The 19,867-nt window shown below is 67.6% G+C and carries 16 protein-coding genes and 1 riboswitch; of the genes, 11 read left to right on the forward strand and 5 right to left on the reverse strand.

The annotated features are described in order from the left end of the window. The first annotated feature begins 97 nt into the window (after nt 1-97). Together aceB and aceA are read left to right on the forward strand one after the other, a co-directional pair. On the forward strand, nt 98-1,690 hold the full coding sequence (aceB, locus tag ACVCMI_RS00520) for a malate synthase A (RefSeq protein WP_447097848.1): 1,593 nt from the start codon (nt 98-100) through the stop codon (nt 1,688-1,690). Between the two features lie 142 nt (nt 1,691-1,832). After that, nucleotides 1,833-3,128 carry an isocitrate lyase gene (gene aceA / locus ACVCMI_RS00525; RefSeq protein WP_447097847.1) on the forward strand — a complete coding sequence of 432 codons (1,296 nt, stop codon included), beginning with the start codon at nt 1,833-1,835 and terminating at the stop codon, nt 3,126-3,128. A 99-nt stretch (nt 3,129-3,227) separates the two neighbouring features. Here the strand turns inward: aceA and ACVCMI_RS00530 are convergent, their stop codons facing one another. From ACVCMI_RS00530 to ubiK, 3 genes are all read right to left on the reverse strand, one after another. After that, the gene (locus tag ACVCMI_RS00530; protein ID WP_395120506.1) at nt 3,228-5,015 is read right to left on the reverse strand and encodes a cation:proton antiporter; all 1,788 of its coding nucleotides are present in this window, start codon (nt 5,013-5,015) and stop codon (nt 3,228-3,230) included. Nucleotides 5,016-5,180: 165 nt separating this feature from the next. Beyond that, entirely contained in the window at nt 5,181-6,674 is a 1,494-nt protein-coding gene (locus ACVCMI_RS00535) for a YifB family Mg chelatase-like AAA ATPase (protein WP_395120508.1), read from the reverse strand. Nucleotides 6,675-6,822: 148 nt separating this feature from the next. Next, nucleotides 6,823-7,086, reverse strand: coding sequence for a ubiquinone biosynthesis accessory factor UbiK (gene ubiK / locus ACVCMI_RS00540; protein WP_447099516.1), 264 nt, complete (start codon nt 7,084-7,086; stop codon nt 6,823-6,825). Nucleotides 7,087-7,272: 186 nt separating this feature from the next. On the opposite strand from ubiK, the gene glnK reads away from it, so the two are divergent. The 8 genes from glnK to ACVCMI_RS00580 all read left to right on the forward strand — a co-directional run bounded on the left by glnK (nt 7,273) and on the right by ACVCMI_RS00580 (nt 15,594). Then, nucleotides 7,273-7,611 carry a P-II family nitrogen regulator gene (gene glnK, locus ACVCMI_RS00545; RefSeq protein ID WP_136259205.1) on the forward strand — a complete coding sequence of 113 codons (339 nt, stop codon included), beginning with the start codon at nt 7,273-7,275 and terminating at the stop codon, nt 7,609-7,611. An 89-nt stretch (nt 7,612-7,700) separates the two neighbouring features. Then, a riboswitch (cobalamin riboswitch) is annotated at nt 7,701-7,915 on the forward strand. A gap of 154 nt (nt 7,916-8,069) precedes the next feature. Further along, nucleotides 8,070-10,508: a ribonucleoside-diphosphate reductase subunit alpha gene (locus tag ACVCMI_RS00550; RefSeq protein WP_447097846.1), complete on the forward strand. Its 2,439-nt coding sequence runs from the start codon at nt 8,070-8,072 to the stop codon at nt 10,506-10,508. Between the two features lie 17 nt (nt 10,509-10,525). Further along, entirely contained in the window at nt 10,526-10,750 is a 225-nt protein-coding gene (locus ACVCMI_RS00555; RefSeq protein WP_447097845.1) for a hypothetical protein, read from the forward strand. 15 nt (nt 10,751-10,765) lie between these two features. After that, the gene (locus tag ACVCMI_RS00560; RefSeq protein WP_447097844.1) at nt 10,766-11,791 is read left to right on the forward strand and encodes a ribonucleotide-diphosphate reductase subunit beta; all 1,026 of its coding nucleotides are present in this window, start codon (nt 10,766-10,768) and stop codon (nt 11,789-11,791) included. A 34-nt stretch (nt 11,792-11,825) separates the two neighbouring features. After that, complete coding sequence (locus ACVCMI_RS00565; RefSeq protein WP_447097843.1) at nt 11,826-12,695, forward strand: helix-turn-helix transcriptional regulator; 870 nt, start codon at nt 11,826-11,828, stop codon at nt 12,693-12,695. 48 nt (nt 12,696-12,743) lie between these two features. Next, entirely contained in the window at nt 12,744-13,187 is a 444-nt protein-coding gene (locus tag ACVCMI_RS00570; protein WP_447097842.1) for a nuclear transport factor 2 family protein, read from the forward strand. Nucleotides 13,188-13,286: 99 nt separating this feature from the next. After that, entirely contained in the window at nt 13,287-13,673 is a 387-nt protein-coding gene (locus ACVCMI_RS00575; protein ID WP_395120517.1) for a BlaI/MecI/CopY family transcriptional regulator, read from the forward strand. A 1-nt stretch (nt 13,674) separates the two neighbouring features. Beyond that, nucleotides 13,675-15,594 carry a M56 family metallopeptidase gene (locus ACVCMI_RS00580; protein WP_447097841.1) on the forward strand — a complete coding sequence of 640 codons (1,920 nt, stop codon included), beginning with the start codon at nt 13,675-13,677 and terminating at the stop codon, nt 15,592-15,594. Between the two features lie 109 nt (nt 15,595-15,703). On the opposite strand, the gene ACVCMI_RS00585 is transcribed toward ACVCMI_RS00580, so the two are convergent. Next, on the reverse strand, nt 15,704-18,040 hold the full coding sequence (locus ACVCMI_RS00585) for a DPP IV N-terminal domain-containing protein (RefSeq protein WP_447097840.1): 2,337 nt from the start codon (nt 18,038-18,040) through the stop codon (nt 15,704-15,706). A gap of 433 nt (nt 18,041-18,473) precedes the next feature. Between ACVCMI_RS00585 and ACVCMI_RS00590 the strand changes: the two genes are divergently transcribed. Continuing rightward, nucleotides 18,474-18,797, forward strand: a complete 324-nt coding sequence (locus tag ACVCMI_RS00590; protein WP_395120521.1) for a hypothetical protein — start codon at nt 18,474-18,476, stop codon at nt 18,795-18,797. 122 nt (nt 18,798-18,919) lie between these two features. On the opposite strand, the gene ACVCMI_RS00595 is transcribed toward ACVCMI_RS00590, so the two are convergent. Continuing rightward, nucleotides 18,920-19,819 (reverse strand): LysR family transcriptional regulator, encoded by a 900-nt coding sequence (locus tag ACVCMI_RS00595; RefSeq protein ID WP_447099515.1) that lies wholly within the window; start codon nt 19,817-19,819, stop codon nt 18,920-18,922. Between the last annotated feature and the right edge of the window lie 48 nt (nt 19,820-19,867).

Consider the following 19,867-nt stretch of genomic DNA (forward strand, 5'->3'; position numbering starts at 1 on the left):
ATATTGATATTGCTCATAGTAATGATTGAAACATTCACTTTGTCAAATAGATATTTGCCGGCCTAGCTTCGAGTCACCCACGACGCGGAGCGAAACGATGGCAGCAGCGCAGGAACAACTCCACACCGGCCCCGCGGAGGTCCTCGCCGACGGCGCCGCCTACGCGGCCATCCTGACCCCGGCCGCGCTGGCGTTCCTGGCCCGGCTGCACCGTCGCTTCGAGGCGTCGCGGCAACACCTGCTGCGAGAGCGTCGCCAGCGCCAGGCTGCCTGGGATGCCGGTGCCCTGCCGGATTTCCGCGCCGACACGGCGGCAATCCGCGAATCGGATTGGAACGTGGCACCGATCCCGGCCGCGCTGCGCGACCGCCGCGTGGAGATCACCGGCCCGGTGGAGCGCAAGATGATCATCAACGCGCTGAATTCCGGCGCCAGGGTGTTCATGGCCGACTTCGAGGATTCCTCCTCGCCCACCTTCGCCAACCAGCTGGACGGCCAGGTCAATCTGCGCGATGCGGTCGACGGCACGATCACGTTCCGTTCGCCCGAGGGCAAGACCTACCAGGTCGGCAACAACCCCGCCGTGCTGGTGGTGCGCCCGCGCGGCTGGCATCTGCATGACCGCTTTTTCAGCGTGGATGGCACCCCGCTGTCTGGCGCGCTGGTCGACTTCGGCCTGTTCGTGTTCCACAACGCACGCACGCTGCACGAGCGCGACCGCGGCCCGTACTTCTACCTGCCCAAGCTGGAGGCGATGGAAGAGGCCGCGCTGTGGGAAGAGGTGATGAGCGCCGCCGAGGCCGAACTGCAGCTGCCGCGCGGCACGATGAAGGCCACGGTGCTGATCGAGACCCTGCCGGCCGCGTTCCAGATGGACGAGATCCTGCACGCGCTGCGCCGTCGCATCGTCGGCCTCAACTGCGGTCGCTGGGATTACATTTTTTCCTACCTGAAAACGCTGCGCGGCCATCGCGACCGCCTGCTGCCCGAGCGTGGCCAGGTCGGCATGACGGTGCCGTTCCTGAAAGGCTATTCCGAGTTGCTGATCAGGACCTGCCACCGCCGCGGCGCCTTCGCGATGGGCGGCATGGCGGCGCAGATCCCGATCAAGGGCGACGAGGCGGCGAATGAAGCGGCGCTGGACAAGGTGCGCGCCGACAAACTGCGCGAGGTCAAAGCCGGCCACGACGGCACCTGGGTCGCCCACCCCGCGCTGGTGCCGGTGGCGCAGGCGATCTTCGACGAATACATGCCCGCGCCGAACCAGCTCGGCAAACTGCGCGAGGACGTGCGGGTGAGCCGCGAGCAGCTGCTCGCCGCGCCCGGCGGCACCATCAGCCGCGCCGGCTTCGACAACAACGTCGAGGTGTGCCTGCGCTATACCGCCGCATGGCTGGGCGGCCTGGGCTGCGTACCGATCCATCACCTGATGGAAGACGCCGCCACGGCCGAGATCGCCCGCGCGCAGTTGTGGCAATGGCTGCATCACGGAGATCTCGAGTTCCCCGACCATGCACCGATCGACTTCGCGCTGTTCGACCAGGCGCTTGCCGCCCACACCCATCGCCTGCGCCAGAGCCAGCACCCCGGCGCCGCCCGCGCCGATGCCGCCGCCGCCCTGATTTCCCGCATGACCCATGCGGACGAACTGGCCGACTTCCTCACCCTGCCCGCGTACGACCAACTGTGATTTTCTCCCTTCTCCCTCCGGGAGAAGGTGCCCGAAGGGCGGATGAGGGGGCGCGGCGGAGTGTGCTGACACGCTCCGTCCGAACCCTCTCCCCAACCCCTCTCCCGCAGGGAGAGGGGCTCAACACCACCGGAGCCATGTCATGAAGAGCACCCTGCCCACCGCCGAACAGATCAGTCTGGACTGGAAGAACAATGCCCGCTGGGCCGGCGTCCAGCGCAACTACTCCGCCGATGACGTGGTGCGCCTGCGCGGCACCGTCGCGATCGAGCATTCGCTGGCCCGTCGCGGTGCCGAGCGGTTGTGGAAGTCGCTGCACCAGGAGGAGTTCGTCAACGCGCTCGGCGCACTCACCGGCAACCAGGCGATGCAGCAGGTCAAGGCCGGCCTGCAGGCGATCTACTTGAGCGGCTGGCAGGTCGCCGCCGACGCCAACGTGGCCGGCGAAATGTATCCCGACCAGTCGCTGTACCCGGCCAACTCGGTGCCGCTGGTGGTCAAGCGCATCAACAACACCTTGCTGCGCGCCGATCAGTTGCACCACGCCGAGGACAACCACGACATCGACTGGCTGGTGCCGATCGTGGCCGATGCCGAGGCAGGCTTCGGCGGCGTGCTGAACGCGTTCGAGCTGATGAAGGCGATGATCGAGGCCGGCGCCGCCGGCGTGCATTTCGAGGATCAGCTGGCCAGCGTCAAGAAGTGCGGCCACATGGGCGGCAAGGTGCTGGTCCCCACCCGCGAGGCGGTCGACAAGTTGAACGCCGCGCGCCTGGCCGCCGACGTCGCCGGGGTGCCGACGCTGATCGTGGCGCGCACCGATGCCGATGCGGCCGACCTGCTCACCTCCGACATCGACGACAACGACAAGCCGTTCCTCACTGGCGAGCGCACCGTCGAAGGCTTCTTCCGGGTCAGGCCCGGCCTGGACCAGGCGATCAGCCGCGGGCTGGCCTATGCGCCTTACGCCGACCTGGTGTGGTGCGAGACCAGCAAGCCGAACCTGGACGATGCGCGCCGCTTCGCCGAGGCGATCCACGCCAGGTTCCCGTGCAAGATGCTGGCCTACAACTGCTCGCCCAGCTTCAACTGGAAGAAGAACCTGGACGACGCCACCATCGCCCGCTTCCAGAAGGAACTGGGCGCGATGGGCTACAAGTTCCAGTTCATCACCCTGGCCGGCTTCCACAGCCTCAACTACGGCATGTTCGACCTCGCCCACGGCTACGCGCGCCGCCAGATGAGCGCCTTCGTCGAACTGCAGGAAAAGGAGTTCGCCTCCGCCGATCGCGGCTTCACCGCGGTGAAGCACCAGCGCGAAGTGGGCACCGGCTATTTCGACGCGGTGACCCAGGCGATCCAGCAGGGCCAGTCCTCGACCACCGCGCTGAAGGGCTCGACCGAGGAGGCGCAGTTCAAGCAGGCCTCGGCCGCGTGAGAAGACGAAAAGCGAGAAGTGAGGAATGAGGAGTGGGGAGTGAGAGAGAGCAAGGGCGCGGAATGCTCCCGCTTTTTCTCACTCCTCACTCCTCTTCACTCACTTCTCGCTCGCCGGTACAAGCGCGATCACGGTCCAGCCCGGCTTCGGCTCCAGTTCGCGCTTGGTCGAGGCCACCCGCAAGGCGCCTTTTTCCTCCACGCCGAACATCAGCACCGTGCCGGAACCGTACTGTTCGACGAATTGCGGCCAGTCGAAGGTAGCGGTGAGTTTGGTCGACTTGATCCGCCAGCCTTCGTCCAGCATCTGCGCGAAGCGGCCGTGGGTCATCTCCTCGTCGAACAGCGGCGGCGCCAGCAGGCTGCCGGCGAGCGCGGCGCGGTCGGTGTTCTCGCGTGGGGTGAGGTTGCGCAGGCGATACACCTTGTCGCGGCCGAATTCCTGGCGGTAGCGCACGCAGGCGAGCGAATTGCGCTCGCGATGGGTGGACACCGCGAGCAGCCGGCCGATGCCGGTCAGATCGAGATGGCGTTCCGCATGCGGCGAGGCCGGGTTGCCGAAGAACGTGGTCAGCCCGTCCATGCGCGCCAGCCGGATGCCCTCCCAGTCGTCGTCGGCCAGCATCACGCGGAAGCCGGCGTCGTGCAGCGACTGGGCGATCGCGCGCGCCACGTGGTCCGAGCCGAAGATCAGCACGCCGCGCGGCTCCGGCTCGGCCACTTTCAGCCAGATCGCCAGCGGCCGCGCGGTGGCGCTCTGCAGGATCACCGTGCCGATGATGAGGGTGAACACCAGCGGCACCAGCGCCTCGGCGCCGGCCACGCCGAGCTGATCCAGGCGCAACGCGAACAGCGCGGAAACCGACGCCGCCACGATGCCGCGCGGCGCCACCCAGCCGATCAGTGCGCGCTCGCGCCAATTCAGGCCGCTGCCGAAACTCGAGAGCGCCACGGTCAATGGCCGCACCAGCAACTGCGCAATCACGAACAGCGCGAGGCCCGCGCCCAGCATGCCGTCCGGCAGCGGCCAGTGCAGTCGTGCCGCCAGCAGGATGAACAGCAGCGACACCAGCACCGTGGTGAGGCTTTCCTTGAAATCGAGGATGTCGTCGATGTGCACCCCGCGCAGGTTGCCCAGCGCAATGCCCATGATCGTCACCGCCAGCAGCCCCGACTCGTGGGTCAGCGTGTTGGAGATGCTGAAGGCGAACAGCACCGCGGCCAGCACCGCATAGTTCTGCAGGTATTCGGGGATCAGCTGGCGGCGCAGGAAGAACGCCATCAGCCAGGCAGCCAAGGCGCCGATCCCCACGCCGCAACCGATGGTTGCCAGGAAGATGCCGATGGTGTGGCCTTCCTGCCGCGACACGATCGCCTCGTAGATCAGCACTGCGAACAGCGCGCCCAGCGGATCGATCACGATGCCTTCCCAGCGCAGCGTGTTGGCGATGCGCGCGTTCGGTCGCAGCGTGCGCAGCATCGGCGCGATCACGGTCGGGCCGGTGACGCAGCCCAGCGCACCGAACAGCAGCGCGATCGGCCAGGCCAACCCGGCGACCAGATGAGCAGCCAGCGCCAGCAGCAGCAGCGAGGCCACCGCGCCGTAACTGACCAGCCCGCGCACGGCCTTGCCGATGCCGGGCAGTTCGTGGAAACGCAGGGTCAGGCTGCCCTCGAACAGGATCAGCGCCACCGCCAGCGACACGGTGGGAAACAGCAGATCGCCCAGCAGCTTGTCCGGATCGAGCACCCCGGTGGCCGGCCCGAGCGCGATGCCGGCCAGCAGCAGGAACAGGATCGCCGGCAGCCTCACCCGCCACGCCAGCCACTGCGCGAGAAACCCGATCATCAGCATGCCGGCGAGCATCAGGCCCAGATCGATCGTCATTGCAGTCCCTGGAATGGTCAGGGCGACATCGGAACATGCGGCGGCGCGTGCGTCCAGCAGGAAAGAGCAGGAGTGAGCGGAGAGGAATGATGAGTGAAAGAAGAGCAACGGCATGTCGCGACATGCTTTCTCTCACTCCTCATTCCTCTCCACTCACTCCTGCCTTTACACCCTGCGGTACTGCAGGGCTTCGGCCAGGTGCTCGCGTTCGAGCAAGGCGGCGCCGCCGTCGAGGTCGGCGATCGTGCGGGCGACGCGCAGCACCCGATGATAGGCGCGCGCGGAGAGGCCCAGCCGCTCGAGTGCCTGTTCGAACCAGCGCCGCTCCGCCGGCCCCAGCGCACAATCGCGCTCCAGTTCGCGCGTGCTGATCTCCGCGTTCGGCCGGCCTGCGCGCATCAGTGCGTGGCGGCGGGCATGGAGCACGCGAACGCGAACGGTGGCGGAGTCCTCGTCGCGCGCGTTGCGCGGCGTGCCCAGTTCGGCCAGCGCCACCGGCGGCACTTGCACGCACAGGTCAATGCGATCCAGCAACGGCCCGGAAATACGTGCGCGGTAACGCTGCACCTGGTCGGGCGTGCACTGGCAGCGCGGCTCGCCGGCATAGCCGCACGGGCACGGATTCATCGCCGCGACCAGCTGGAACTGGGCAGGAAAGGTCGATTGCCGCGCCGCCCGGGAAATCATGATATGGCCCGATTCCATCGGCTCGCGCAGCACCTCCAGCACGTGCCGGCTGAACTCGGGAAGCTCGTCGAGGAACAACACGCCGTTGTGCGCCAGCGAGATCTCGCCCGGACGAGGAAACGAGCCGCCGCCGACCAGCGCCACCGCCGAGGCGGTATGGTGCGGCGCGCGGAACGGGCGCCGGCGCCAGCGCACGGGATCGGTGACCTGGCCCGCGACCGACAACACGGCGCAGGTCTCCAGCGCCTCCGATTCCGACAGCGGCGGCAGGATGCCGGGCAGGCGCTCGGCCAGCATGGTCTTGCCGGTGCCCGGCGGACCGACCAGCAGCAGGTGATGGCCACCGACCGCGGCGATCTCCAGCGCGCGGCGTGCCTGCAACTGCCCGCGCACGTCGGCCAGGTCCGGCCCGTCATGTGCGCCGCCATCGCTGGGAATGCCCACCGGCGCGGACAGGTCGTGCGCACCGCGCAGCCAGCCGCAGACTTCGGCGAGGGTCTCGGCGACGCGCACGTCGACGTCCGGCACCAGCGCGGCCTCGGCCGCGTTCTCGCGCGGCACCACCACCCGACGGTCGCGCGCGCGGGCGCGCAGCAGCGCCGGCAGCACGCCGGAGATGCCGCGCAGCGAGCCGGTCAACGCCAGCTCGCCGAGGAACTCGCAGTCATCCAGTTTCTCGCGCGGTACCTGGCCGCTGGCGGCGAGGATGCCCAGTGCAATGGAGAGATCGAAACGCCCGCCATCCTTGGGCAGTTCGGCCGGCGCCAGGTTCACCGTGACGCGCCGGTTGGGATACTCGAAGGCAGTGTTCTGGATTGCCACGCGCACGCGGTCGCGCGCCTCGCGCACGGCGGCCTCGGGCAGGCCGACGATGTTGGTGCAGGGCAAGCCGCCGGAGAGATGCACCTCGACCATCACCTGCGGGGCAGCGATGCCTTCCTGGGCGCGGCTGAGGGTGACGGCGAGGCTCATGCAGCCAGGGGCCGGCGGCGCAGCGATGGTGGTGGCGCGCTGACTGGCACAAACATCGCGCGACTCCATCAGCAGCGCTGGATAAATAACCGCCTCCGATCGTTCTCGGGGTGAGGGTGACGGATCGGAGGCGGCTCCCGGGAGGTGGTCAGTGCTGACCGCCGCGCGCGGCGACGACAGCTTCGAGCTCGGCCACCCGCTGTTCCAGCTCGTCGATCTTGGCCCGGGTGCGGGCAAGCACCTGGGTCTGCACGTCGAACTCTTCGCGAGTGACCAGGTCGAGGCGGCGCAATCCCTGCGCCAGAACATCCCGGAAGTTGGTGCGCAAATCCTGCTGCACCTGTGCCAGTCCTGGCGGTACCAACGACACAAGTCGCAGGGCAATCTGATCGATATCCTGCTTGTCCATCATGGACAGCGCCTCGAACTCGTCGGGGTAAATGCTAGGTGAACGCCGCGTGTTGCCGCCATCGGTATGCTCCATCAAAGACTGTAGGGATTGTCCTACACCGCTCCCGGTGAGGCGACAGCGCCCCGCCGGCCGGGCAGAATGCAGGTTTGCGGGCGCCTGCCGCCCGGCCGAAACGAGGAATGCTGCATGAAACTGGTCGTGGCGATCATCAAGCCGTTCAAGCTGGACGATGTGCGCGAGGCGCTGGCCGAGGTCGGCGTGCAAGGCGTCACGGTGACCGAGGTGAAGGGCTTCGGCCGCCAGAAGGGCCACACCGAGCTGTATCGCGGCGCCGAGTACGTGGTCGATTTCCTGCCCAAGATCAAGCTGGAAGTGGCGGTGGCGGACGACCAGCTCGACCGTGTACTGGAGGCGATCCAGGCCTCCGCGCGCACCGGCAAGATCGGCGACGGCAAGATCTTCGTAAGCACGCTGGAGCAGGTGATCCGCATCCGCACCGGCGAGCTGGATCACGATGCGCTGTAACGTCGCCGCAGCCCGCGCAGGCACCCGCCGCGTCCGGCCCGCAAAACGACTTGCGCACAATTTGTTGGGTTGACCCTTCCCGAGCCGCCCGATATGTTGTGTGCGTCGGTGCCAGACCCGATGCGACATCGGTTTGGCTTAAAAGGGAATCCGGTGTGACTCCGGAACTGCCCCGCAGCGGTAGAGCGGAAACGAACGTCTTCACGTGCACTGGCCCGCCGTGGCTGGGAAGCGAAGACAAGTAGGCGGATCGCCTCGATCCTCGTCCGCAAGTCCGAAGACCTGCCGGCACAGCGGGACGAACGTGTCCCGCTGCGTAGTGACGGCTTCCGCGGGGAAGTGCGTCGTGGAGCCAGGTCGCCGCACGGCGCCCGGCTTGCGCGCCGCCTCCGGAATCTTTCGCTATCAGGCCCTGCGCGCGGGAGCAGGCGTTTGATGTCCAGCCGGAGCCACCTGCCATGCAAGCCCTCGATACCGCCGAACGCGAGCGCGCCGTCGCGCCCGCCGAAACACCCGCCACCCACCAAACCGACACCGCGTTCGCGCTGACCCCGCCGCACAGCGCGGCCTCCATGCACGTGACCAAGCGCAACGGCGGCCAGGAAGCCGTCGACGTCAACAAGATCGTGCGCGCCGTGACGCGCAGCGCCGAAGGGCTGCACGGCGTCGACCCGCTGCGCGTGGCACTGAAAACCATCGGCGGCCTGTACGACGGCGCCACCACCGCCGAGCTGGATCAGCTCTCGATCCGCACCGCCGCCGCGCTGACCGCGGAGGAACCCGAATATGGCCAGCTGGCCGCGCGCCTGCTCGGCGCGTACATCGACAAGGAGGTCGGCGGCCAGGAAATCCAGAGCTACTCGCAGTCGATCGCGCGCGGCGCCGAGTTGGGCATCCTCAACGACCGCCTGCGTGATTTCGTGGCCGCCAACGCACGCAAGTTCAACGACGCGATCGACGTGCTCGCCACCCGCCGCTTCGAATACTTCGGCCTGCGCACGGTGTATGACCGCTACCTGCTGCGCCATCCGCAAACGCGCCTGGTGATCGAGACACCGCAGCACTTCTTCATGCGCGTCGCCTGCGCGCTGGGCGGCAACGAGATCGGCGAGACGCTGGAACTGTACCGGTTGCTGTCCTCGCTGAAATACCTCGCCAGTTCGCCCACCCTGTTCAACGCCGGTACCGCGCACGAGCAGCTCAGCTCGTGCTACCTGCTCGACTCGCCGGTCGACTCGCTGGAGTCGATCTACGACAAGTACGCCGACGTGGCCAAGCTCAGCAAGTTCGCCGGCGGCATCGGCCTGGCGTACTCGCGGGTGCGCTCGCGCGGCTCGCTGATCCGCGGCACCAACGGCCACTCCAACGGCCTGCTGCCGTGGCTGAAGACGCTGGATGCCTCGGTGGCCGCGGTGAACCAGGGCGGCAAGCGCAAGGGCGCCGCCTGCGTGTACCTGGAATCGTGGCATGCCGACATCGAGGACTTCCTCGAACTGCGCGACAACACCGGCGACGACGCCCGCCGCGCGCACAACCTCAACGTCGCCAATTGGATTCCCGACGAATTCATGCGCCGGGTCGAGAGCGACGGCGAGTGGTCGCTGTTCGATCCGAAGGTGGTGCCGCACTTCGTGGATAGCTGGGGTGAAGTATTCGACGCTGCCTATCGCAAGGCCGAGGTCGACGGCCTCGCCGTGAAAACCGTCAAGGCACGCGAACTGTACGCACGCATGATGCGCACGCTCGCGCAGACCGGCAACGGCTGGATGACGTTCAAGGACCGCTGCAACGCCACCTCCAACCAGACGGCCAAATCCGGGAACGTGATCCACCTGTCCAACCTGTGCACCGAGATCCTGGAAGTCAGCTCGGCAACCGAGACGGCCGTATGCAATCTGGGCTCGGTGAACCTGGCGCGGCATGTGCGCGATGGCGCGTTCGACTTCGACCAGCTCGCCTCGACCGTGCGCACTGCGGTGCGCCAGCTCAACCGCGTGATCGACCTCAACTTCTACCCGATCGACACCGCGCGCAACGCGAACATGAAGTGGCGCCCGGTCGGGCTCGGCGTGATGGGCCTGCAGGACGTGTTCTTCAAGCTGCGCCTGCCATTCGACTCGCCCGAGGCGCTGGCGCTGTCCACCCGCATCGCCGAGGAGATCTACTTCAATGCTCTGTCGCAATCGGCCGAACTGGCCGAAGCCGAAGGTCCGCATCCAGGCTTTGCCGAAAGCCGTGCCGCCAATGGCGAGCTGCAGTTCGATCACTGGCCGAACGCCACGCCACAGGACAGCACACGCTGGGACGCGCTGCGCGAGAAGATCAAGCAACACGGCCTGCGCAACTCGCTGCTGATCGCCATCGCGCCCACCGCCACCATCGCCTCGATTGCCGGCTGCTACGAGTGCATCGAGCCGCAGGTCAGCAACCTGTTCAAGCGCGAAACGCTGTCCGGCGATTTCCTGCAGGTGAATCGCCATCTCGCCGACGAGCTGAAGGCGCTGGGACTGTGGACGTCCGAAATCCGCGACGCGATCAAGCTCGCCGAAGGCTCGGTGCAGGGCATCGCCGCGATCCCCGAACGCCTGCGCGCGATCTACCGCACCGTGTGGGAACTGCCGCAGAAGTCGCTGATCGACCTGGCCGCCGCGCGCGGCGCATATGTCGACCAGAGCCAGTCGCTGAACCTGTTCATGGAAAACCCGAACATCGGCCAGCTGAGCTCGATGTACATGTACGCGTGGAAGGCCGGCATCAAGACCACGTACTACCTGCGCTCGAGGCCGGCCACAAGAATCGCCAAGACCACGGTGGCGGCGGTACCCGATCAGGCCCAAGCCACGGCCGCGGTGTTTTGTTCACTGGAGAACCCGGAATATTGCGAGGCCTGCCAATAGCGCCACGAGATGTCGCGATGAAGCGTTACCGGAATCTCCACGGCCAATCCGGCGTCGCCGCGTACGAATACGGCGACGGCTTCATCCGCATCCGTTTCGTCAACGGTGATGCCTACGAATACACCGACGAGGCCACCGGCCGCGAGCACGTCGCGAACATGCAGAAACTCGCGCAAGCGGGCCTCGGCCTCGCCACCTATGTCAGCCGCTTCGCGCATGACGCTTATGCACGCAAGCTTTGAATCGAAGGAACAATGATGTCCGCCCAACCCAACCGCAACGCCCACATCCTCGATCCCGGTTTCGAACTCACCCTGCGCCCCATGCGTTACCCCGGCTTCTACGAGAGGTACCGCGACGCGATCAAGAACACCTGGACCGTCGAGGAGGTGGATTTCTCGATGGACACGCGCGACCTCGACACCAAGATGTCGGCCGCCGATCGCCACCTGATCCGGCGCCTGGTGGCGTTCTTCGCCACCGGCGACACCATCGTGTCGAACAACCTGGTGCTGAACCTGTACCAGCACATCAACGCACCGGAAGCGCGCATGTACCTGTCGCGCCAGTTGTACGAGGAGGCGCTGCACGTGCAGTTCTACCTCACCCTGCTGGACACCTACATTCCCGACCCGGCCGAGCGCAACGGCGCGTTCGCGGCAATCGAGACCATTCCGTCGATCCGGCAGAAGGGTGCGTTCTGTTTCAAGTGGATCGACTCGATCCAGGGTCTGCACCGGCTGGAGACGCGCGAGCATCGCCGCCAGTTCCTGCTCAACCTGATCTGCTTCGCCGCCTGCATCGAAGGCCTGTTCTTCTACGCCGCGTTCGCCTACGTCTACTACCTGCGCTCGCGCGGCCTGCTGCACGGACTGGCCGCCGGCACCAACTGGGTGTTCCGCGACGAGAGCGGGCACATGGCGTTCGCCTTCGAGGTGGTGCGCACCGTGCGCGAGCAGGAGCCCGAGCTGTTCGACGACGCCATGCGCGCGCAGGTCGAGCAGATGATGGAGGACGCGATCGCCTGCGAGACCCAGTTCGCCGAGGACGTGCTGTCCGGCGGCGTGGCCGGCATGTCGGTGAAGGACATGCGCCAGTACCTCGAATACTGCGCCGACCAGCGTTTTGCCCAGCTCGACATGCCGAAGAAGTACGGCGCGAAGAACCCGTTCGACTTCATGGACCTGCAGGATGTGCAGGAGCTGGCCAACTTCTTCGAGCGTCGCGTCTCGGCCTACCAGGTCGGCGTGCAGGGCGAGGTGGCGTTCGACATGGCGTTCTGAGACGCTGGCGCACCCTGCCCCCAGCGAGCGAGCCATGGGTGCCTCCCGTCTCACCGTGCTGTTCGACAGTCCGCTGCTGCGGATCACCGACATCGACTGCAGCCACCCGCGCGGTGGTTGCGGCGGCGAACGCGGCGACGAGCGCACTCACCTGGTACTGCTGCGGCGTGGCGGCTTCGGTTATCACGTGCGCGGCGCGGAATACGTGGGCGACCCCGCCACCGCCCTGCTCTACCGCGCCGGCGACAGTTACCGCATCTCGCACCCGTTCGAGGGCGGCGACGCCGGCAGTTGTTTCGAGGTGGCGCCCGCACACGAGGAGGCGCTGTTCGGCCGGCGCCTGCGCGGGTCGGCCGACGCGGCGCGGCCGGTCGAGGCCATCGACCAGTACCGGCATCGTGCGCTCCACGCGGCGCTCGCCCACGGCGAGCGCGACAGTCTGCGCGTGGAGGAAGCGGCCGCCGAGCTCTGCACTGCCGTGCTTCGGCACGATACGGCGGCGAGCATCGCGCCGCTGTCTCATGCCACCCGGCGTCGGCTTGATCGCGTGCGGGAAGTGCTGCTGGCCGATCCGACCGCGGCCGTCGGCCTGGCCGAACTGGCCACCCATGCCGGCTGCTCGCCGTTCCACCTTTCCCGCCTGTTTCGCCGCACCTGCGGCAGCAGCCTGGTCGCCTACCGCACGCGCTTGCGCATCGCGCTCGCGCTCGACCGCCTCGCCCACGGCGCGGACAATCTCGCCACACTGGCCAGCGAGCTGGGCTTCAGTCATCAGAGCCATTTCGGCGCCACCTTCCGGCGACATGTCGGACTGACCCCGCGCGCCGCGCGCGCGACCCTGCATCCGTCGGCGCTGGCCCGCACGGGCAAGAATTTGATAGCGGCACACTGGCCGGAGTCCTAGCGTCGGAGCCATGCCCGGCCGCTCGCCGGGTCTTCGACGGAGGCCACCATGAAACTGTCCGCCACCCTGCTCGCGTTTATGCTGGGTACCGCACCCGCCGCGGCAACCGCGCCGCACGCCTCCTTGCCGCCCGCGCTGGCCCGCGCGGTGGCCGCGTTCGACCGCGCCCAGGTCGAAGGCGATGGCGCGGCGCTGCAGCGCCTGCTCGCCGACGACTACGTGCTGTTCAACAGCCGCGCCCGGGTCGAGAACAAGGCGGACTTCATCCGCGACTACACCGCCCCCGGCTATTCGCTGAAACCGTTCACGGTCGAGCACGAGGTCGTGCGCCACTGGCCCGGTGGCGCCGTGCTCGGCGGCGTGGCCACGCTGGAGGGCAGCAGCGAGGGCAAGCCGTTCAAGGCGCGATTGCGCTTTGCCGACATCTGGCGCGAGCGCGACGGCCGCTGGCAAGTGATCTTCACCCAGGCGACCCGCGTGGCGACACCGTAACCCGCTGCATGACCTTCGGCAGGGTGGCCACGCGGGCTATTGACTACAGATGTAAGCATGGCGTAGCTTGCCTACAACTGTAGTCAAGCGGGAACGGGCATGCGCAAACCTTCCATCGGCGACCAGGAACTGGCGCTGCTGCAGCACATCGACGAGAGCGGCACCGCTTCTGTCGGCGAGGTGGCCGCCAGCTTCGGCGAGCCGCGCGGGCTGGCCCGCTCCACCGTGCTGACGATGATGGAGCGGCTGCGCGGCAAGGGCTATCTCAAGCGCAAGCAGCTGCGCGGCATGTTCCGCTACAGCATCGCCACCGGCCCCGGCGAGGCGATGCGCAGCGCGGTGGGCAGCTTCGTCGAGAAGACCCTGAGCGGTTCGGTCTCGCCGTTCGTGGCGTGGATGTCCGAGCGCGCCGAAGTGAGCGACGACGAGCTGGCCGAGCTGGAGGCGCTGGTGGCGCAGTTGCAGAGCCGGCGGCGGGAGTCCTGACATGTCCATCGACCACGTCGTCATCTCGCTGCTGGCCCGGTTGGGCTGGACTTCGCTGCAGGCGGTGATTCTGATCGGCCTGCTCGCCCTGCTGGTGCATCTGCTGCCGCGGCTGTCGGCGGCGATGCGTTGCACCTTGTGGTGGCTGGTCGGCGCACAGTTGCTGGCCGGCATGGTCTGGCATGCGCCGCTGCAGCTGCGGCTGCTGTCGCCGCCGGCGGTCGAACGCACGCTCGACGCGGCGGTGGTATCGACGCCTGCGCCGGCCAACCTGCTGGTCAACGCCACGGCGAGCGTCGCGGCGGCACCGCACGAGAACCGCGCGCCGACACCGGCGTCGCCCGCCGCGCCCCGCTGGTTGGCGCACGCGCCGCTGGCGCTGGCCCTGCTGTGGCTGGCGGGCTTGCTGGCGCAGCTGCCGGCCATCGTTCGTCAGGGTTGGCAAGCGCGCCGGCTGCTGCGCGAATCCACGCCGGTGGCCAATGCGTCGCTGCAAGCGCAATGCGCGACGCAGGCACACGCCCTGGGCCTGCGCCGCGCGCCGGCCTTGCGCGCCTCCGCCGCGATCGCTTCGCCGCAGGTACTCGGCTGGCGTCGCCCCACCATCCTGCTGCCGACCGGACAGGCGTTGAGCGAAGGCGATGCATCGCTGGCGCTGATCCACGAGCTGGCTCACGTGCGGCGCGGCGACCTGTGGCTGGGCTGGATTCCGGCCATGGCGCAGCGGCTGTTCTTCTTCCACCCGCTGGTGGCGTGGGCGATGCGCGAGTACGCACTGGCGCGCGAGGCGGCGTGCGACGCGCAGGTGCTGGCGCAGCCGGACATCGAACCGCAGCGTTATGGCCGGTTGCTGCTGCAGCTGGGCGTGGCGCATCCCCTGCGTGCCGGCCTGGCCGGCGCGTCCCCTTCGTTCGGCAATCTCAAGAGGCGACTGACCATGTTGCAACACACCCCGATGCTTCCCCGCCAGCGCGTGCAGGGCTGGCTGCTGGTTGCCGTGATCGCGATCGCCGGCGTGCTGCCGTATCGCGTCACCGCCGCGGCGCCCGATCAACCGGCGCCCCCCGCGCGCAATGCTTCCACCGCGTGGATGGCGCCTCCGCCGCCCGCACCGCCACCGGCCACCGCGCCCGCGTTGCCCGCCATGGTCGCGCCGGCCGCTCCACCGGCACCGCCGGCACCGCCAGCACCGCCGGCCCCTCCCGCACCGCCCGCACCGATCACCGGCATGGGCAGCCACATGATGATCAGCACCCACGACGACACCGGCTACGCCTTCGCCCTGCTGGACGGCAACTCGACCACCGTCAACGGCACCGACGCCGATCTCGCCGCCGTGCGCCGGCTGCATCAGCGCGGCGAGCCCCTGCTGTGGTTCCGCCGCGGCGACACGTCCTGGACGATCCGCGACCGCGCCACCCTCGAACGGGCCAAGGCGATCTACGCACCGCTTTCCGCCCTGGCCGAACAGCAGGGCAAGCTGGGCGAGCAGCAAGGCGCGCTGGGCGAGAAACAGGGCCGACTGGGCGAACAGCAGGGCCGCATCGCCGCCGATCAGGGGCAATTCGCCGGGCGCCAGGCCGAACTGGCCGGCAGGGCCGCCGAACTGGCCGCCCGCCGCGCCGCCCTCGTCGGCCGCAGCGATTCCGCCGCACCCTCCGCCGCGCTGGACGCCCGGGAGCGCGAACTCGACGCCGCCCGCGTGCAGCTCGACAAGCAGCAACCCGACGTCGCCGATCGACAGGCGGCCCTGGCCGCCCGACAGGCCGAGCTTGGCCGGCAACAAGAGGTCCTCGGCAAGCAACAGGCCATCCTCGGCGAACGCCAGCAAGCCGCCTCCGCCAAGGCGGAGCAGCAGATGGTACAACTGCTGGACGAGGCGGTGGCGAAGGGCCTGGCGCAGAAGACCGCGCGGGATTGAGCGCGCCGCATCCGGCAAAGCCTCTCGCATCGACGCCTGAGAGCTCCCGCAACAGCAAAGGCCGGGTTTGCACCCGGCCTTTGCGTTGCCCTCGATCAAACGGTCGCGCTCACTTCCACGGCCACGCCTTCAGCTCGTACTCCTTCGGCGGCGTGTCGCCGGCGAGGTAGTGCACGAAGTAGTCCCAGCGGCGGCGGGTGACGTAGGGGGTGGCGTCGCCGTAGGCGTGGTGGGCGTTGGGGATCATCAGCAGGTCGAAGTCCTTGTTCGCCTTGATCAGCGCGTCGACCATCAGCAGGGTGTTGCCGGGCGGCACGTTGTCGTCCATCGTGCCGTGCACCAGCATCAGCCGGCCCTTGAGTCGCGCCGCCTGGTTGGGGTTGGCCTGGTCGTCGTAGTTGCTCTTGCCATCCTTGTTCTTGACCAGCTCGCCCTGGTACTTCTCGGCCCAGTCGTCCTCGTAGTGGCGATTGTCATGGTTGCCGCTTTCGGACCACGCGACCTTGAAGAAATCCGGGTAGCGCAGCATCGCGCCGGTGGAGGCGTTGCCGCCGCCGGAGTGGCCCCAGATGCCGACGCGGTCGAGGTCGATCCACGGGTAGCGCTTGCCCAGTTCCTTCAGGCCGGCGACCTGGTCGGGCAGCGTGTTGTCGCCCATGTCGCCATACCAGGTGTCGTGGAACGACTTGGAGCGCCACGGCGTGCCCATGCCGTCGATCGCCACCACGATGAAGCCCAGCTCGGCCATCGCCTGGTGGTCGGCGCGCGCGGAAGAGAAGCTGCGCCCGCGCACCGAGCCGGTCTGCGGGCCCGGGTAGATGTAGTCGATGATCGGGTACTTCTTCGAGGCATCGAAGTGCGACGGCTTGAACATCATGCCGTACAACTCGGTCTTGCCGTCCCGCGCCTTGACCGTGATCGGCACCGGCGGCACCCAGCCGGCCGCCTTCAATCGGGTGATGTCGGCGCGGGCCACGGTAGCAAGCGTACGGCCGTCGTCGGCAGCCCGCAGCACGGTGACCGGCGGCGCGGTCGGCGTCGAATAGACGTCCACGAAGGTCTTGCCATCGGGCGACAGGGTGATCTCGTGGTTGGCCGCTTCCGGCGTCAGCAGCACCGGCTTGCCGCCATCCAGGCCGACCTTGAAGAACTGCTGGTAGTAGGGGTTCACACCCGGCGTGCGGCCCACGCCGCGAAACCACACGGTGCGCGACTTCGCATCGACCTTGAGCACCTCGGTGACGTTGCCCGTGCCGGTGGTGATCGCGTGCTTGAGCTTGCCGGTGTCGAGGTCGTAGAGGTACAGGTTGCCCCAGTCGTTGCGCTCGCTGAACCAGATCGCCTCATGCGTGGCCGGCAGGTAGCGCCAGTTGACCGCACCGTTGCCGCTTTCGTAATACGTCGGCGAGGTTTCCTCGAACACCGTGCGCACCTTGCCGGTGGCCGCATCGGCGATGCGGAACCACGCGTGCTTGTGGTAGCGCGAGGTGGAGACGAAGGCCAGGGTCTTGCCGTCGGGCGCCCACTTCACGTCATCCCAGCCGCCGTCCGGACCGCAGCTGACGTCGTCGCACAGGGTGGAACGGTGCTGGTCCGGCGGCATCTGCAGGCGCGTGACCTTCTTCGTCGCCACGTCGATGATGACGCGCTCGATCATCGTCACGTCCTTGTCGCCCACCAGCGGGTACTTCCATTTCTTCAACTTCGGATGGCCGACCGTGGTGCTGATCAGGTACATCTCGCCGGTCTTGCGCTGGTCCTGCTGGAAGGTGGCGATCTGCTTCGAGTCGGGCGACCACTCCACGATCGCCTTGTCCGTGTGTTTCCAGCCGGCGTTGTCGGTGGCGTAGCCGAAGTTCTCGACGCCGTCGGTGGTGAGCCGGGTTTCCTTGCCGGTCGCGACGTCGCGCAGCCACAGGTTCCAGTCGCGGATGAAGGCCTCGCTCTTGCCGTCCGGCGACAGCGCGCCGGGTTCCTTGCCGGTCTTCACCAGCGTTGCGCGATCGACGCAGCTGGCCTCGGCGGCGACGAGGTCGCACACGTAGTGCTTGCTGCGCACGGTGACGTCGATGCGGCCGTCGGGCTTCGCCTCGTAAGCGGTCACCGGCAGCTTCATCGCGTCGACCGGCTTGCCGCCGGCCTTGCCCAGCGCCGCGGCCAGCTTCGCCTGGTCGAACAACGCCATGGCCTTGCCGCTGGCCGCATCCATGCGGATGAAGTGATCGCCGCGCTGGTCATGGTCGACGTACCAGAAATGGCCATCGTCCAGCCAATGCACGGCCGTCACCGCGTGGTCGACCAGCGGCGTGGTGTTGTAGCTCATGAAACGCTCGGCCTGCGCGTAGTCATTCGCGTCGAGCACCCGCCCATGCGCGGCGGCGACGCCGGACAACAGCCCCAGAAACACCGCGCCACAAAGGCGCAACTTGCCGAACCTTGAATACATCTGTTGATCTCCCCAAACCCGGATGCGCAACCGCCGGTGGCTGCGTCGACACACGTCCTGCCGATGCTAGCGCGATATCGCCTTGCCCACTCTGTGCCAAAGGTCCACGTCACCCGCCACCCGCCCCTTCGGCACGATGCGCCGCCGCAGGGTTTCGCCTACCGCGGAACTGGCCGGTGGACGACACGGAATGGCGAACACGCTTGTTGCGGATCGCCATGATGCAAAGACCCACCTGTTCGACATGCGAACAACCCACTCCGACTCTGGACTGGACCGGTATCAGGAAGGCAAGATTGCCCGGCCGGCACGCCCTGCAAGCTCGACTTGGCGCGCGGTTGTTGCCTGTGAAACAACCCGCGTGAGGCGTTTCATCCGCCTCGAGTGCCGTGCATTCACCTACGTTGGAATGACATCAAAATAGGGACTATTGATGAAAACACGCAATGCATTGACCGCCAGCTGTCTGTTCGCCCTGGCGCTGTCCGGTTGCGCCACCATGTCGACGACCGATGCGATGGTGCCCTTGCAAACCGAAACCGCACACATGCTCGGCCTGGCCTCTTCAGAGGAGCTGACGATCACTGACGTCAACGCCGGAAAGCCGGACGCACTGGGCGGTCAGGATTACACCTATACGGCAGCGACGAAATCGGGACGGACGTTCGACTGTTCGGCACGCATGACGCCGGGCATCATGGGCGCCGCGCCGACCATCTCGGCCCCCACCTGCAAGGCGATCAAAAGCCATTCCTGATCGTCCCGCATCCGGTCGTTGACCAGCCAGCAGCCCCGAGCCCCAGGCGAGGGGCTGTTGTTTTTCCAGGGTTGGCCGGATCGCGCCATTTGTCGGCAACGAGGAGCCTGTCCGCCGCAGCATCAACGCAGCGCCGCCGTCAGCTCCACCAGCCAGTCGACGAACACGCGCAGGCGCGCCGGCATCTGGCGTTGTGGCGGATAGAGCACGGTCATCGGCAGCGAGGGTGGCGGGAACGCCGGCAGCAGCTCGCGCAGCTGGCCGCGCTTGAGTTCGGCGGCGACGCGGTAGCGCGGGATCTGCGCGATGCCCAGGCCGGCCTCGCAACAGCGGTAATAGGCTTCGGCGCTGCTGACGCTGACGCAGCCGGGCAGCGCGACCTCGCGGCGCTTGCGCCCGACCATGAACTCCAGCGGCTCGACGCGGCGGGTGGTGGGCGAGATCCAGTTCACCGCCACATGGCCGTCCTGCAGTGCGGCGAGCGAGTCGGGCGCGCGATGCCGGCGCAGGTAGGCGCTGCTGACCACGGTGGCCAGCTCGAAACGGCCGACGCGGCGGCCGACCATGTCCGAATCGGCCAGTTCGCCGATGCGCAGCACGCAGTCCACGCCTTCGCGCACCAGGTCGACGAAGCGGTCGCCGGTGCCGATGTCCAGGTGGATCTGCGGATAGCGGGCAAAGAAATCGCGTAACGCGGGAATCACCAGCAGGCTCGCCAGCGAGGCGGGCAGGTCCACGCGCAGGCGTCCCTTCGGCTGCACCCGCGCCTCGCGGAAATCAGACTCCACCTCGTCGACGTCGGCAAGCAACCGCACGCAATGGCGGTAGTAGGTTTCGCCGTCGCGGGTCGCCTGCACGCGGCGGGTAGTCCGCAGCAGCAGCTGCGCACCCAGCCGCGCCTCCAGGCGCTTGATCGCGTGGGTGACGGTGGCGCGCGGCAGGTCCAGGTCCCCCGCCGCCGCGGTAAAGCTGCCCAGTTCGACGATCCGCGTGTACAGCCGCATGGCCTGCAGCCGGTCCATCGCCATTGTTGTTACTCGTGGAATGATGATGGCCATTATTGAGTATTT

The sequence above is a fragment of the Rhodanobacter sp. UC4448_H15 genome (assembly GCF_052978265.1).

Excerpts from the sequence above, each read along its gene's own strand:
- ACVCMI_RS00575 (WP_395120517.1), top strand. The coding sequence starts at position 13,287 with ATGCGCAAACCTTCCATCGGCGACCAGGAACTGGCGCTGCTGCAGCAC.
- glnK (WP_136259205.1), top strand. The coding sequence starts at position 7,273 with ATGAAACTGGTCGTGGCGATCATCAAGCCGTTCAAGCTGGACGATGTG.
- ACVCMI_RS00530 (WP_395120506.1), bottom strand. The coding sequence starts at position 5,015 with ATGACGATCGATCTGGGCCTGATGCTCGCCGGCATGCTGATGATCGGG.
- ACVCMI_RS00595 (WP_447099515.1), bottom strand. The coding sequence starts at position 19,819 with ATGGACCGGCTGCAGGCCATGCGGCTGTACACGCGGATCGTCGAACTG.
- ACVCMI_RS00550 (WP_447097846.1), top strand. The coding sequence starts at position 8,070 with ATGCAAGCCCTCGATACCGCCGAACGCGAGCGCGCCGTCGCGCCCGCC.
- ACVCMI_RS00555 (WP_447097845.1), top strand. The coding sequence starts at position 10,526 with ATGAAGCGTTACCGGAATCTCCACGGCCAATCCGGCGTCGCCGCGTAC.
- ACVCMI_RS00580 (WP_447097841.1), top strand. The coding sequence starts at position 13,675 with ATGTCCATCGACCACGTCGTCATCTCGCTGCTGGCCCGGTTGGGCTGG.
- ACVCMI_RS00535 (WP_395120508.1), bottom strand. The coding sequence starts at position 6,674 with ATGAGCCTCGCCGTCACCCTCAGCCGCGCCCAGGAAGGCATCGCTGCC.
- ACVCMI_RS00560 (WP_447097844.1), top strand. The coding sequence starts at position 10,766 with ATGTCCGCCCAACCCAACCGCAACGCCCACATCCTCGATCCCGGTTTC.
- ACVCMI_RS00565 (WP_447097843.1), top strand. The coding sequence starts at position 11,826 with ATGGGTGCCTCCCGTCTCACCGTGCTGTTCGACAGTCCGCTGCTGCGG.
- aceA (WP_447097847.1), top strand. The coding sequence starts at position 1,833 with ATGAAGAGCACCCTGCCCACCGCCGAACAGATCAGTCTGGACTGGAAG.
- ubiK (WP_447099516.1), bottom strand. The coding sequence starts at position 7,086 with ATGATGGACAAGCAGGATATCGATCAGATTGCCCTGCGACTTGTGTCG.
- ACVCMI_RS00570 (WP_447097842.1), top strand. The coding sequence starts at position 12,744 with ATGAAACTGTCCGCCACCCTGCTCGCGTTTATGCTGGGTACCGCACCC.
- ACVCMI_RS00590 (WP_395120521.1), top strand. The coding sequence starts at position 18,474 with ATGAAAACACGCAATGCATTGACCGCCAGCTGTCTGTTCGCCCTGGCG.
- ACVCMI_RS00585 (WP_447097840.1), bottom strand. The coding sequence starts at position 18,040 with ATGTATTCAAGGTTCGGCAAGTTGCGCCTTTGTGGCGCGGTGTTTCTG.
- aceB (WP_447097848.1), top strand. The coding sequence starts at position 98 with ATGGCAGCAGCGCAGGAACAACTCCACACCGGCCCCGCGGAGGTCCTC.